At 45.4% G+C, this 15,084-nt stretch carries 11 protein-coding genes; 8 read left to right on the plus strand and 3 right to left on the minus strand.

Features of this window, described 5'->3' with window-relative positions:
* Window positions 1–39: 39 nt before the first annotated feature.
* The 3 genes from ACMCM8_RS03700 to ACMCM8_RS03710 all read left to right on the plus strand — a co-directional run bounded on the left by ACMCM8_RS03700 (window position 40) and on the right by ACMCM8_RS03710 (window position 2,614).
* Window positions 40–216: a rubredoxin gene (locus ACMCM8_RS03700; protein WP_412725587.1), complete on the plus strand. Its 177-nt coding sequence runs from the start codon at window positions 40–42 to the stop codon at window positions 214–216.
* Window positions 217–372: 156 nt separating this feature from the next.
* Window positions 373–879, plus strand: a complete 507-nt coding sequence (locus tag ACMCM8_RS03705) for a histidine phosphatase family protein (RefSeq protein WP_412725589.1) — start codon at window positions 373–375, stop codon at window positions 877–879.
* A 352-nt stretch (window positions 880–1,231) separates the two neighbouring features.
* On the plus strand, window positions 1,232–2,614 hold the full coding sequence (locus ACMCM8_RS03710) for a glycoside hydrolase family 28 protein (RefSeq protein WP_412725591.1): 1,383 nt from the start codon (window positions 1,232–1,234) through the stop codon (window positions 2,612–2,614).
* A 90-nt stretch (window positions 2,615–2,704) separates the two neighbouring features.
* Here ACMCM8_RS03710 and ACMCM8_RS03715 read toward each other — a convergent pair whose 3' ends face one another.
* Together ACMCM8_RS03715 and ACMCM8_RS03720 are read right to left on the minus strand one after the other, a co-directional pair.
* Complete coding sequence (locus ACMCM8_RS03715) at window positions 2,705–3,397, minus strand: LytR/AlgR family response regulator transcription factor (RefSeq protein WP_412725593.1); 693 nt, start codon at window positions 3,395–3,397, stop codon at window positions 2,705–2,707.
* Between the two features lie 37 nt (window positions 3,398–3,434).
* Window positions 3,435–5,114, minus strand: coding sequence for a sensor histidine kinase (locus ACMCM8_RS03720; protein WP_412725595.1), 1,680 nt, complete (start codon window positions 5,112–5,114; stop codon window positions 3,435–3,437).
* Between the two features lie 286 nt (window positions 5,115–5,400).
* On the opposite strand from ACMCM8_RS03720, the gene ACMCM8_RS03725 reads away from it, so the two are divergent.
* The 4 genes from ACMCM8_RS03725 (at window position 5,401) to ACMCM8_RS03740 (ending at window position 13,307) form a co-directional block, all read left to right on the plus strand.
* Complete coding sequence (locus ACMCM8_RS03725; RefSeq protein WP_412725597.1) at window positions 5,401–6,846, plus strand: serine hydrolase domain-containing protein; 1,446 nt, start codon at window positions 5,401–5,403, stop codon at window positions 6,844–6,846.
* A gap of 344 nt (window positions 6,847–7,190) precedes the next feature.
* Window positions 7,191–7,742, plus strand: a complete 552-nt coding sequence (locus ACMCM8_RS03730) for a type 1 glutamine amidotransferase domain-containing protein (protein WP_412725599.1) — start codon at window positions 7,191–7,193, stop codon at window positions 7,740–7,742.
* Between the two features lie 282 nt (window positions 7,743–8,024).
* Window positions 8,025–11,288, plus strand: a complete 3,264-nt coding sequence (locus ACMCM8_RS03735) for a VPS10 domain-containing protein (RefSeq protein WP_412725601.1) — start codon at window positions 8,025–8,027, stop codon at window positions 11,286–11,288.
* Between the two features lie 105 nt (window positions 11,289–11,393).
* Window positions 11,394–13,307, plus strand: coding sequence for a TonB-dependent receptor plug domain-containing protein (locus tag ACMCM8_RS03740; protein ID WP_412725603.1), 1,914 nt, complete (start codon window positions 11,394–11,396; stop codon window positions 13,305–13,307).
* Here the strand turns inward: ACMCM8_RS03740 and ACMCM8_RS03745 are convergent.
* Window positions 13,290–13,832, minus strand: coding sequence for a PepSY domain-containing protein (locus ACMCM8_RS03745; protein WP_412725605.1), 543 nt, complete (start codon window positions 13,830–13,832; stop codon window positions 13,290–13,292). The genes ACMCM8_RS03740 and ACMCM8_RS03745 overlap by 18 nt on opposite strands.
* A gap of 272 nt (window positions 13,833–14,104) precedes the next feature.
* On the opposite strand from ACMCM8_RS03745, the gene ACMCM8_RS03750 reads away from it, so the two are divergent.
* Window positions 14,105–15,070, plus strand: coding sequence for a dienelactone hydrolase family protein (locus ACMCM8_RS03750; RefSeq protein WP_412725607.1), 966 nt, complete (start codon window positions 14,105–14,107; stop codon window positions 15,068–15,070).
* Window positions 15,071–15,084: the final 14 nt, after the last annotated feature.

The raw sequence follows: 15,084 nt of genomic DNA on the forward strand, positions 1-15,084 counted from the left end.
CGTTGAAGTGTTAAGAAAAGCCAGACTAAAGGCGTTAGTATGAGCGTCAATACAACAAAGTACCGCTGTAGAATTTGCGGGTGGATTTATGACGAGGCATTGGGTTCGCCTGAAGACAATATTCCCCCTGGAACTAAATGGGACGATGTTCCAGATGATTGGGAGTGCCCAGATTGCGGTGTGACCAAAGATAAATTTATTATGATAGAAATCTAGCCTGCCGTAACCGTTACACTTGCAATGAAAACATATTGGGTTTTACGCCATTGAGTGGTAGCGTTAGCCAAACGTTTGGCCAGTCCGAAAAGACAAGTCCAAAACGGCAAGCCCAAAACGGCCAGCAAGAGCAATAACACAACCACACGGTTAACCATGAAATCTATTTTATTTTTAACGCTATTTTTATGTATTGTGCCTGGCAGTATTGCTGGCGATTTTACCCTCTATTTTACCCGTCATTTTGAAAAGCAAACGGGAACAAATCCTGCACTAACTCAACAAGGTGTTGAAAAAGCGCAAGCCTTCGCGTCATTGCTTGAACATGCTGGCATTAAAAAAGTGTACAGCACCAATTACCGTCGCACACAACAAAGTGCAGCGCCCATCGCCCTAAAAGTAAATACAGCGGTGACTTTTTACGATCCCAGAGACTTAACCAAACTCGCAGCCAAATTGTTGTCTGAACAGCAAAACGCAGTAGTGGTTGGGCACAGTAACACCACTCCCGACATTATTGGGCTTGTAGGGGGCGAAGCTAACCCAATAAGCGAGACCGAATTTGGCGATGTATATATGCTGCGCTATTCAACACAAAGTCAAAGTGGTGAACCGCTAGGCAAACCGGTACTGGTTAATACCGTTCACGTGAAGCTTCAGTGATCGATTAAAAGACAATAAATGACTTCCCTCTAGGAATTCATCTGCATTCAGGGCGCTTTGTAAACGTTTTGACTATACGCTGTGGTAACTATTGTGATTTCCAGTCATTAACTGCATACCACTTAACGCCCTGTTAACGCCGCTGCTTTTCCTTTTCCTGTGCACGTATACAACGTTGCAGGCCTGCTTTGTACTGAACACTATTTCTCACAGACGAGAGTGGACAAAACAGGTTAGACCGCGGGATGTTTGAATAAAAATGCCACCGGTGGCATTATGCGTAAATAGTGTTAACAAAAAATAAAAATGCATTTTGCGATTATTACTTCACCACCACTTTTGGGGAGCTTTCATGACACGCGCTTGGTTTATTAAACTGTTGCTGATTACATTAGGGGTATACGCTTTTGTTGCACATGCCGACACTGAACAAGACTGGGAAATAGCACAGCATATTGTTAATAGTATTCAAGCACCACAAATCCCTGAAGTGAAGTACACCCTCGAATCTACTGAAAAAAATAGACAGGCAGCGCGAAACGTTATTCAAAATACAATAGATAAGGCTGCAACGAATGGTGGAGGATGGGTTGTCATACCCACAGGCCAATGGCATGTTGATGGGCCGATACGCTTAAAAAGCAAAATAAACCTGCATCTGGAAAAAGGTGCTAAATTACTGTTTTCCCGCTCGCCCAATCATTATCTTCCTGTGGTGAAAACCCGCTGGGAAGGCACTGAAGTCTATACCTATTCGCCTTTCATCTATGCACATAATGTCGAAGATGTCGCCATTACCGGAGAAGGCGTCATAGACGGCAATGCCCAAAGTGAGTTTATCAGTTGGTATGAAAAGCAGGCGCACGATATGAACGCCCTGCGTAAAATGGGATTTGACGGCGTCCCTGTTGAGCAACGCCAGTTTGGTGAAGGGCATTTTTTACGCCCGCCGTTAATTCAGTTCTTTCACGCCAACAGGGTGCTACTTGAAGATTATACCGCCACCCATTCACCGTTTTGGGTGAATCATTTGGTTTATACGTCTCACGCGGTTATGCGCAACGTTAAAGTAGACAGCCATTTTTATAATAACGATGGACTGGATATAGAGTCGAGCCAGTTTGTATTGGCTGAAAACAATCGCTTTAGAACCGGAGATGACGGCATTGTGATTAAATCTGGGCGCGATGCGGATGGGCGTAATATCGGTATTCCCAGCACTGATATTGTGGCGCGTAACAATGACCTTGGTGGGGAAGACGGCATCGGGTTAGGGTCGGAAATGTCCGGTGGCATCAAGCGTGTGTTCTTTGAAAACAACGTACTTCACGAAGGGGAATCAGCTTATCGATTTAAAAGTAACCTCGACCGCGGTGGTCGGGTTGAAATGATTCGAATAAGGGGAAGTCAGGTGGCATCATTTAAAAACTTGTTTTGGTTTCAGCTGAACTACCCCAGCAAGTTAAACGGCAATTTTCCCGCAACGTATACCGATATTGTGATAGAAGATTTAACCGTACAAAACGTGGGTACGGTACTTGAGATCCACGCACCGGAAGCCGCTCCCGTGTATGATGTGACCTTTAAAAACATCACCATACAAAATGCGCAGATCCCTTTGATACTAGAGAATGCAAAAGACATTACGTTTGATAACGTTACCATTAAAGGGCAGGCGTGGAATGGGCGCTTCTCTGCGTTAAAAGCACCGGCCAGTAACATAGCGAACCATTAGTATTGGGGCCAGCAGCGCTTATTTTGCAAGCTTTGCTTGCACGTTTTGGTCTGCAGGCCTTAAGTAAAGAATTAGTTAGAAATTGTGTTGTTAGCTGCCGAGTACTTCAATTAGCTCTTTATACTTGGTTCTACCTACCGGCACTTGCTTACCTGAAGCTAAATGCGCCACGTATTTAGCCCCTGACTTTTGCGATACACTGGCTATCTCATTGAGTGGCACTGCGTATGAGCGGTGCACGCGCATAAAGTGAGAGGGCAGGATCTGCATTAATTTGTCTAAGTGTTTATCGTGAAGGATCACTTCATCAGTGTTTGTGGTTATTTCGCAGTAGTGACCGGCAGCTTGCACAAATTGAATATCATCTATGAGCAAGAAGTGAAGCTGATTGTGCTTTTTGTATGAGAGCTTTTGGCACTGCCCTTTGAAGTGGGCACCTAAATACCTGTCTAGCGCTTTTTGAATACGTTCCTGAGTGAAGGGCTTACTGACAAAATCCAATACTCCTAATTCGAAGGCCTCCAGTGCACGGTCAGTATTCGCTGACACCACAATAGTGTGGTAAGGCTCGGCCAACTGTTCGCGTAACAGAGAAAAACCGTCTTTTCCATGTAAGTTTAAATCTAAAAATAAAACGTCTGTACCTTTGTTGGCCAGGTGGTCTTGCGCATCGTCCAAGGTGTTAAAACACGCAATACTGGCTTTGCCTTGGCAGATGTTTTCCACAAACCGGGTAAGTCGCTTAGCGACCATAGGTTCATCTTCAATAAGGGTGATATTCATAGTATCGTCACTGCGAAATGATTTACGTTGTAATGGGTTATGCGTTGTTCTGATTAGGGAAGCGCAAAGTGGCTACCCAAAAGTCAGGCTCGTCGTATTCTTCAAAATGCCATTGTTGGCCGTATGCTTCTAATAAGCGCGCTTTAATGTATTTAGTCCCCACACCGGTTCCGCTGGCTTTAGTTTCACTGGAATGAGCCTGTGACGCTGTTTTACAACGTTGTGCTTTAAAGACCAACTGTGTCATTGCAGCATCGTGAGCTTGAGAAGTGACATTGGGCTTAACGTACAAGTCAAACTGATATTGTCCGCAGGTATAGTGATTGTGGCTAAAGGCATTTTCAATTAGCGTTAATAAAATACCCGGTGGCAGCAATGCTTCGTTATCAATATTTTCTGTATGAAGCGTAAAGCTCGCATCAAAGCGGTATCCCATTATTTTTAAATGGCTTTCACAAAGCGCAATTTCCTGTGCAAACGTAATCAATGATTGATGACTCAATTGTGCCATTTGCCTAAATTCAAGCGCCAACGCCTGGATAAATGTCACTGCTTCTTGAGGGGATGTGTCTATCCACTCTTCAATGGCGGTCAGTGTATTGAGGATAAAATGCGGCTGAAGCTGCTTCTTGACCAGTTCTAGTTCAAGACGCTGTGTGGTTAACGTAGATTGGATCAATGCTTTTTGACGTTCGGTGTGGGTCTGATTGAGCACCAGTAACATCAGCAAAGCCAGGCAGCTAAATGACACAAAGAAGTATTGATCCATAAAAGAGAAACGACTGATGAGTACGGGAGATACAAACACGACAATGCCCATGGTCATTAACCAGCTGTGTTGCTTGTGTTGTTTAATGCTTACAACCCCAATAACAAAGCTCGCAGTTAACCCTAAACTGAAAAGTATAAAGCTGCGGTAGTCATAGCCCTCTATACCAATTATCACTGCTGCATATGTCACGATAAGCAGGAGCAACACTCTGTGTGTTACTTTGCGTGGATAGTGAAAAAAGGCCATAAAAAATAGGGGCAAAAAAATGCTCGTGATGAAGGTTAGCCACAATACGACTTCCATTCTTAGCAGGTGCCACGGGTAGGGATAACTGAATAACCCCCGCCAGGATTCCGCCACAATAAGCAATACCAGCATCATACTCAACCCACTAAACCACAGGTAGGCAGGGGCTCTATGTGATGACAAGTAAACTGTAAAAGAATACACCGCGACCAGAAACAAACCGCTTAGCATCATTAAAGGCAAACGGATACGTTCCTGATTTAACGTCACTAAGTTGTTATAAGTATCGGCAAATACCCAGATGCCACTATGGGTCATGGAGGCTGGGCGCAGCTGACTACTAAAGCGAAGCGTCACCTCATTCTCACCCTCATCAAGTAGGTGGGGCGGTAATAGAAAAACACTGTCGATATTACCGGGTTGCTCTGGTTGTGTATGGGACGCTGGCTGTCCATTGCGGCCAATATAAGTATTATTCAAATACACCTCATACGCGCCCAGAAGTGAAATAAATAAACCCTTTGGATCATTGGTGTCACGTTGAGCCGGCGTAGCGTGCTCACTAACAGTGCCATCGCCTGAAAATGCCAAGCTAAATTTAAGCCAGACTGTATTGTTTGAAAGGGCGAGATCAGTGGGAGAGTAGGGTTGCCAGCGAGCGTCAGTGCTACTGGGTAAAGCGTCGCTATCAGCTGTCATTACGCTTAACTTTGAGGGGAATGTCAGCGTGTTTTGAGGTTGTTCATGTAAAAGCACTATACCCCAAATAAGTACAGTCATTAGTGCAAGGTATAACCAATTGAGATTTCGCACCGTTAGTGCAGCCTTTTAAAACAATATCTTAGCTATAAGTTACACAATTTATCTTTGATGTTGAAGGATTTGCGATGTCGTTGAGGACAGAGAAATGCAGTTCACGATGACATCGGCCAAAGTAAGCATGTTTCTGATTACAGTGAAGCTCTCTTAACAAGGAGGGATCATAATGCAACCCATGAAAACGCTAACGTTAGTCTTAATATTGCTTAAGTCAATGTTTCAACCTATTGCCGCTGAACCTACTAGCGCGCTGACACTTTCAAACGCTGAGCTTGGTGCATTGCTGCAAGAGTACAAACTAAGCGGCGTCAGTGTCGCAGTGGTAGATAACTATCAAATTATCTACAGTGCTACTGAGGGTGAGAAGGTATTTGGCTCAGGAGAAAAAATTGACGAGAATACGGCTTTCTCTACGGCATCTATCTCCAAACCCATTACTGCGCTTCTTGTGGCTATGCTAGAGGAACAGGGCAAGTTATCCATGGACGATTCCGTTACGCACTACCTCAAGCGTTGGAAATTGAGTGAATCAGACTTTCCGCAACCTGAAAAAATTACTTTTCGCCGGTTATTGAGCCACACTGCAGGAACAACGCAAGGGGGATTTGTCGATTATTATGAGGGCGATGATGTACCTAGCGCCATTGACAGCTTAAATGGCGTTAAGGTGCCTCGCTACAATACGCCTATTAGTCTGATGTTCGAGCCGGGCACTGCGTGGGCCTATAGTGGAGGTGGTTATGTTATTGTGCAAGTTGCCATAGAGGATCTGACGGGTAAAAGCTTACCTCAATTAGCACAAGAGATGTTGTTTGCCCCTTTGGGCTTGGCAAATACGACAATGCATCAACCTAACACTCAGTCGTTTTTATCTAATGTGGCTAGCGTCCACAATGGCGACCTTACAGTGATTGGCTCGGGGTTACCCATATGTCCGCAAATTGCCCCTTCAGGCATGTGGAGTAGCGCCGTTGATATGGCAAAACTAGTCATAGAAATGCAAAAAGCACTGGCAGGAAAGCCGACTCAGGTTATTTCTTCAAACGTCGCGCGCACAACAACGCAGATAGAAACCTTAGACGCTGTTGGCGGCTGGGGACTTGGCTGGATGAGAATGGAAGCCAATGGCAATTTGGACTGGTTCTCTCATGGGGGAGCAAATACGGGTACGGGGGGACACATAATGGGCACAATGGAAAAGGGCAGAGGAATTGCTATATTCGGCAATGGCGGCAACCCTTCGCGCATACCCGTTATAGACACCTTAACGGCGACCATCATTGAAAAGATGGGATGGGCGCAACCGTCTTATGCGCAAAAAGACCCCGCGCCAGACGATGTTGTTGAGTCTATGCTGGGGACATACCAATCAGTATTTGGTCAGTCTTTTGAGATTAAGCAAGAAAATGGAAAGCTTATTTACCAAGGGAATCTTAAATTGTGGAGCGCAGACAATACAGGCACTCTCATCTATACAGGAAACGGTCAGTTTCAGATTGATGAGTATGCTAATTTGCTAAGTATCGATACCAGTGTCACGCCAAAACGGATCCGTGTGAGTCGCCCAGGTACCGACAAGGTGTCTTACTTTGAATCCTCCCTAACGCAATAGGAAAAACCCAATAGTAAAAGTTGGCCTTCTTTACCCTGTAAATCCTTCATACTCTGCATGGCATGTTGACGGAAGTTAACCTGCTATGCGCCAAGGTTTTCTCAATAAATCTATATATTTCAGATTCTTATTTCCACAAGTTTCGGTGGTTTAGTTATTGCACTGTTTAGTTGTTGCACTTAATTACTTAATTAGGGTACGCATGTTGTTGATGTGCTGCACCGTGTCTTAGCGAAGCCTATACGTGGGAAGGTAAGCGGGGATTGCATTTAATCATCAGGTTGATGTCCGTGTGTAACGCGTCAGCAGTAATAACTTGGCAATCTACAAAGGAGTCTTAGTTAATGAGTAATCAGCGAAGTTTAGACGGTAAAAAAATTGCTATTCTTGCGACTAACGGTTTTGAACAAAGCGAATTGGTCAAACCTAAAGCAATGTTAGAGCAGCAAGGAGCGCAAGTAGAGGTATTGTCAATTGAAGGGCAATCAAAAATTACGGCTTGGGATGAAGACAATTGGGGCGTAGACGTGGACGTGGATGCACACGTTGAAGATGCAAACCCTGCTGACTACGATGCGTTAATCCTACCTGGAGGTCAAATAAACCCAGACGTCTTACGAGTAAACGAAAGCGCCGTTTCCTTTATTGCTAAAGCGCATAAAGAAGCGCGAATCAAGGCTATTGCTGCGATATGCCATGGCCCATGGTTGTTAGTGGAGTCAGCCTTGGCCAACAACGCCACTCTCACTTCGTTCCCTAGTATTAAAACCGATTTAGAAAACGCTGGTGCCACCTGGGTTGATGAAGAAGTCGTAAATGACGGTAAACTAGTTACCAGCAGAAATCCTGACGACATTCCCGCCTTTGTCAACAAGGTCATTGAGTTAGTAGCATAGGTAGTTTTGTTAAGCGCATAGCGGGGAAGGTTACCTCGCTTTGCTTCATTTTCCCCAGCTAGTGTTCCTCTACGTCCCCTTTGTGTACGGATTACTCCACGGTAAATATTGCGGTCAAACAACCTCATTTGTGCTAATACCTATTTACCGCAATAATGAGTTGAGACGAACTACCCTTCGTATTAGGTAATTGGTCGTGAATAATATTGAATCTTTAATGATTTGTTAGTAATGCTATAAAGTAACAAAACACACAACGACGGAACAGACTGGATAATAATAATGAAAAAGCTTTTTAAAGCGGCAGTGGCTATGTCGGTAGCCTTGGCTTGCTCGCCTTCTTTCGCGGCTAAAAACAAAAACGATAATGATGCCATTTTCACAAGTTCTACCTTCAAGTCGATGGCTTTACGAAACATTGGCCCCGCTTACATGTCTGGGCGTATTTCTGATATTGCTGTTGATCAGAACAACCCATCAACTTGGTATACCGCTGTCGCCTCGGGTGGGGTATGGAAAACCACTAACGCAGGTACTACTTGGACACCGATATTTGATGATCAAGCCGTGTATTCGACGGGCGATGTCACCATTGCACCTAGTAACTCGAATATCATCTGGGTTGGTACAGGTGAAAACAACGGTGGTCGCCATATTAGCTTTGGTGATGGAGTATACAAATCTCTAGATGGTGGGCAGACCTGGAAGAACATGGGGCTGAAAAAGTCAGAGCATGTGTCAGACATTATTATTCATCCTACCAACCCGAACATTGTATGGGTATCTGCTCAGGGGCCACTTTGGACAGGCGGTGGTGAACGAGGACTGTATAAAACTACTGATGGCGGTGAAACGTGGAAGCAGGTGCTTACGCCTGCTGACGAATGGACAGGTGTAACGTCGTTACTTATCGATCCGCGTGATCCAGATAAACTGTATGCGGCAACGTGGTCACGACAACGCACTATTGCAGCGTATGTCGGTACTAACGAAGGTGCTGGCATCCATACTTCTGACGATGGGGGAGAAACCTGGACCGAATTGAAAACAGGATTGCCAACGGGGAACATGGGTAAGATTGGTATGGCTATTTCACCGATTAACCCTGATGTACTTTATGCCACCATTGAAATTGATAATCGCGAGGGCGGGTTTTACCGTTCTTCTGACCAGGGCGCTAGCTGGGTTAAGGTGTCTGATGAAGTGGGGGGCGGTACAGGTCCTCATTATTATCAGGAAATCTTCGCAGACCAACATCAGTTTGACCGCGTTTATATAGCCAGCAATTACAGCAAAGTGTCGGATGATGGGGGGAAAACCTGGACGCCGATTAATACCAAAAGAAAGCACGTAGACGACCATGCGATGGCGTTTCATCCCACCGACCCTGACTTTGTCTTGATGGGCTCTGACGGCGGCATTTATCTGTCTCACGACAGAATGGCAAACTGGCGTTTTATGGCTAATCTACCTTTGACCCAGTTTTATAAAGTCGCGCCGGATGACGCCAAACCGTTTTATACCATTTATGCGGGTGCGCAAGACAATTCTACCCAAGGTGGACCCTCGCGTACGCTTCGTGCAGAAGGGATTAAAAACAAAGATTGGTTTTTAACACTCGGAGGTGATGGCCACCAACCTGCCGTTGAGCCAGGTAATCCCGATATAATGTACTCTCAGTGGCAACAAGGCAATTTGGTACGAATCGATCGCACCACCAAAGAAGGGGTTTATATTAAACCTCAACCGCTTCCGGGCGATCCTGCTGAGCGCTTTAACTGGGATGCGCCAATAAATGTGTCGTCACATGATCCGGCCAGAATTTACTTTGCTTCACAGCGAGTGTGGCGTTCTGATGATCGCGGTAATAGCTGGAAAGCAATATCAGCTGATCTCACCAAAAACGAAAATCGCATGCATATGCCCATGATGGGCAGAACCTGGTCGGTTGAGGCGGGGTGGGACCTTTACGCTATGTCAGAATTTCACACTATTGCCAATTTCGCTGAAAGCCCAGTCGATGAAAATATTCTATGGGCAGGTACAGACGACGGGATCATTCAGGTCACCACCAACGGTGGAGAAAGTTGGAAAAAGATTGAACTAGATGACATTAAAGGTATTCCAGAAACCGCCTACATCAATGATATTCGCGCGGATTTGTTTGATGCCAACACGGTTTACGTGGCTATGGACAATCACAAGTACGGTGATTTCAAACCCTATCTCATCAAGTCAACAAACTTAGGAAAATCGTGGACGTCGTTGTCTGATGATCTTCCCGAAAAACATCTGGTCTGGCGTATTACTCAAGATCACGTCAACAAAGATCTCCTGTTTATCGGCACGGAGTTTGGCATTTTCTTTACCGTTGACGGGGGCAAGAAATGGGTTGAACTTGAAGGTGGAATGCCCACTATTTCAACGCGGGATGTTAAAATTCAGCGCCGTGAAAACGACTTGGTTGCGGGCACGTTTGGTCGTGGTATTTATATTCTGGATGACTATGCTCCACTGCGTCAGCTAACTGAGAAATCAATGCAACAAGACGCCCTGTTGTTTGCACCTAGTCGACCTGTTAAATGGTTTATGCTCGATGACAACCACACGGATTCAGACGGTGATGATCGCTTTGTTGCAGAAAACCCCGAGCATGGGGCAACCTTGACTTACTACATCAAGGACAGTTTACAAACCGCACAAGAAAAGCGTCAGGATGCTGAGAAAAAGCTGATTGAAGATAAGAAAAAATATCCTAAGTATCCCAGTTGGGAAGAGGTAGAAGCTGAACTGGAAGCGCCTAAACCAGCGGTGTATCTCGAAATTAGCGATAGCGAAGGAAATGTCATTAATCGCCTTGCAGGTAGTACTAAAAAAGGGCTTCATCGCGTGACGTGGAATATGAGACATGCGCTAACGACGCCGCTTACCGATAAAGACAGTGACAATGATGGACTAATGGCACTGCCAGGTACCTATAGTGCAAACTTGTATAAGCGTGAAGGCAACAGTGTCGAACAGCTCGCAGAGCCCGTGTCATTTGTGCTTGAATCAATTTATGAAAGTGCGATAGCGGGACCGTCAAAAGCACAAGCTTTTGCATTTAGCCGTGCTATTGAATACGCGCAAAAACGTGCTATCTCTTCCACTACCGTGTTAAAACAGCTGAATGAAACCATGGCATTGCTGCGGGTTGCAATCGACCGTACACCCAGTGATTTGACGGCGCTTGAGGCAACCTATGCAAGTATTGAGAAGGAAATTAATGATATCAACAATACCTTGTATGGGTTGGAGTCTCGCAATCGCAAAGGCGCAAAGCCGGCTAATGTAATGAGCCGACTGAGTTATGCAACCTCTGCATTGTGGTCTTCATATGGCCCTACACAGCAACACAAGGATCAACTTCAGTTCGCGAATGAAGGGTTAGATCAGATAAGTGTGCGTATTAAAGGGCTGCAGCAGAATGCGATTCCGGCTCTTCAGCAGTCTGTCGTCAATGAAGGAGGCCCTTGGACAATGGGACTGTCAGTTATCACCCAATAAAAGGCATCACTTTCGCTACGGAGCTGCGAACGGCTCTGTAGCGAAGTCATTTTTTACACTGTTGTTCAGCAAGTGTATCTATATTTCTGCTCTAAGTACTTTTTGATGAAAACCGTTTTTCTTACTTTGTTTATTTCCACAGTAGTATCAGCCAGCGTTGCGTATGCACAGCAACTGGAGCGCTATACCGTGACTGCACAACGACCCTATTACAATCGTACGCTGGAAAGGTTATTTCCCCAGAACGATTATGATCAGTCAAACGCTGTCGCGCCGCTTGCGATCAATGACATACTTGTTCGGTCGCCGTCAGTGAATTTAAACGGACAGGGGGGACAGATTCAAAACGTCAATATTCGCGGCTTTTCCCGCTGGCGTATTCAATCCTTACTGGATGGCGTGCCAGTAATTAGTGATAGGCGCGCTGGCACTAGCTTGGGGTTTATACCGCCTTCGTTTGTAGAACAGGTTTCTGTGATCCCCGGTGCTACCTCTACCTATCTCGGTTCTGGCGCTATAGGTGGTGCCCTCAATGTGCAGTTTGCAACGCAAGTAAAGCCCCATGTCCGATGGGGGTATAGTAGTAATCAATCTGCCCAACAATACAGTTATGCTGACCGATATCAGACACTGGACTGGCAGGTGTCCCATCGAAACAGTGGAAACGGCAGTGATGCCAATGATAAGCCGCTTTTTGATCAATTTGAGCAGAACGCATTGTTTGTTCGCTACCGGCCTGATGAGGCTATGCTAAAAGAAGCGTGGACCGTATATTCTGATAATCGCGATGTAGGAAAATCGAGCAGCGACTATCCTGAAAGCCGGATAACAGTTTACCCCAACAATACCCATTGGCTAGGAAAGGGCACCTGGCTATTGTCGGATGTAAAAGCGAGCCTGTGGTGGCATCAGTCTCAACTAGATACTCAAGTCGTAAGGCCAAATAAGCGCATTAACGAAAGTGAAAGTCGCGCTTTAGACTTTGGAGCAAATCTACAAGGGCAAGGTGAATTCACCACCTGGCACACTAATTGGCAATTGCAGTTGATGGGGCGTTCGGGCGTTATCACTGACGAAAGAGAGTTTAGTTTAGACAATGGCTACCCAGAAACAGTGAACAATTGGGCTTGGAATGGCAATGAAAATTTTCCATTGGCCTATGCTGTGCGTACGTTAGATGCGAATGAACTCAATGCTGCCGGGGTAGTCGATGCTTCACGTTCCTTTAACGCTACCGCAGTCGCGTTAGGGGCAAGAGTAGACTGGCAGCAGCAATCTCATCAGCAGCTGTCTGTAAACAGTGAGAACATCAGTGGGTTTATTGGGGCTAATCACCAGTTTTCGCCACAATGGGCGGTGAGTCTTTATCTCTCTAGTGCGTTTCGCAACCCATCGTTGACGGAGCGCTTCTTTTCCGGTGAGACCCCCAGAGGAACGGTGCTTGGCGACCTGAAGCTTGATACTGAGCAAGCGGTTAATCTTCAAGGTACGCTTTACTACATGGGAGATTCACTTAAAGGGTCACTTGAAGTGTTTAACCAACAGATAGATAACTACATTGAACGAACCCAAATATCCGACGAAGTCATCCAGTACACCAATTTGCATAGTGCAACGGTAAAAGGGGTGAGTTATCAGCTCAATTGGCGTGCTGAAAAAGGGCGCTGGGACATACAGCTGGGCGGCGCCTGGATTACAGGAGAAGACGAGTCTGGAAATGTGATCGCTGATATTCCGGCTAACAAGCAGCGTTTAGATTTGGGGGTAGAATTAGGCGAAGTAAGACTGTTTTCTACTTTTGCATACCGAGCAAGTAAAACAGATGTGGCAGAGGGAGAGCGATCACTAACTGAAGTGGTTACTGTCGATGCAGGTGCATCTTGGCAAGTCAACCAAGATCTCACTTTGCAAATTAGTGGGCGTAATTTAACGAATCAGCAGTTTTATGTCAGTACTGACGATAAGGCGGCTTTCGCTCAGGGTAAAAGCCTGCAACTTGGGTTAATCTTCGCGTTGTGATCGATAGTGTTGCTTTAAGTACTTACTTTTTAAAGTAGTAAACAGCATGATTAACCCGCTAATCCACAATATAAAAAGCAGAACGGCTACAGGTAAAAATACCCACAATTTGGCTGCTGCAAAAAACCAACTGCCGTCGTGAATTGCTTCTATGGTGTCCGTGCGCCTGTAGGCGACTTGCAGAACCTCACCGGTTTGCGAATCTAATTGGATTTCCCAGTGATTTTTACCGCGCACTTTGATTATACCTTTATTGGGTCTGACATCTAAACGGTCGATGTCTTGCCAAGTGTTGAGATCTGCCTGAGGAACTTGTTGCACCACCGAAAGAATGCGTTCAAAGCTTAAGGTTGGGGTAGGCGAGTTTGATTGTTGAGTGGGAGGCTGGATCCAATCTACTTCCTTTTTCACTTGCAACAGTAAGCCACTACCAATCACGATGACCACGGGCAAAAAAATTACCAGTGAGACCCAAAGGTGTATATTGCGACTTAGTTTGCGCAGGTTTATGGACATTTCTTTCATACCTGATTCAAGGGTGTCTACTATACGAAATATGCGACATTCAGTAAAAAGCTAATGGGCTGACTTGAGTAAAAAAAACGTTGGAAGTAAGCATTCATACAAGTGGATAAGGGCTTTTATCCCTACTGATAAGACAAAAAGAGATATCCTTAGCGCATTATTTAGGCGTTTTACCTTATTGGCTTATTTTAAACAGACAATAATTCATACTGTGGGTAGGATAATAATTAGGGTGGCTACTAGCGGCTAACTTCACGTTAAGGAGATCCAACATGCACTCATCTACCAAGACCAATACCATTAAGCAGAATTGTAATAAGCCGAAAAGTGACAAGCTCAACAGGCCGTCTGTAGCCACTTCTGCTATTCCACAACAAGCGTTTGATTGGTATGACGAATATGCTCATGGTGATATCGACCGCCGTACTTTTATCACCCGACTTGCCTCGTTGTCGATAGTAGGCTTGTCTGCAGGGGTTATCAGTAGTGCGCTAATGCCAAATTATGCAAATGCCGAGCAAGTGTCTTTTAATGATCCCACCATAAAAGCCACGTATCACACATTTCCTTCTCCCCACGGCCACGAAGAGGGACAAGGCTATTTGGTGGTGCCTAATGGACTTAAAGAAGGCGAGGTTGCCCCGGCTGTCTTGGTGGTGCACGAAAACAGAGGGCTGAACCCATATATAAAAGATGTCGCCCGTCGATTGGCTACTAAAGGGTACATTGCGTTTGCTCCCGATGCGTTATTTCCGCTTGGTGGGTACCCAGGTAATGATGATGATGGCAGAGCGATGCAGCGCAGTTTAGCGCGGGAAAAAATAGAGCAAGACTTTATTGCAGCAGCCAAATGGTTAAAGTCACATGACAAAACGTCCAACAAACTTGGCGTGGTGGGGTTTTGTTTTGGTGGTTATATTAGTAATTTGCTCGCAGCCACTTTACCCCAAGAGATTGACGCCGCGGTACCTTTTTATGGCACCCCTGCGCCAGTAGAACGCCAAGAAAAAGTGAAAGGACCGTTACTTTTACACTTTGCGCAACACGACAAGCGAGTTAATGCTACCTGGCCAGGTTATGAGGAGGTATTAAAGCGCAATGGCGCGACGTATCAAGCTTATACCTATGACAACGCACAGCACGGGTTTCACAATGATTCTACCAGCCGTTATAGCCCCAACGACGCCGAATTAGCTTGGCAACGTACACTCTCATTTTTTGAACAACATTTAAGGTGAAACCGTTATCGACT

Origin of the sequence: Alteromonas sp. D210916BOD_24, assembly GCF_047159385.1 — a bacterium.
Lineage (GTDB): Bacteria > Pseudomonadota > Gammaproteobacteria > Enterobacterales > Alteromonadaceae > Alteromonas.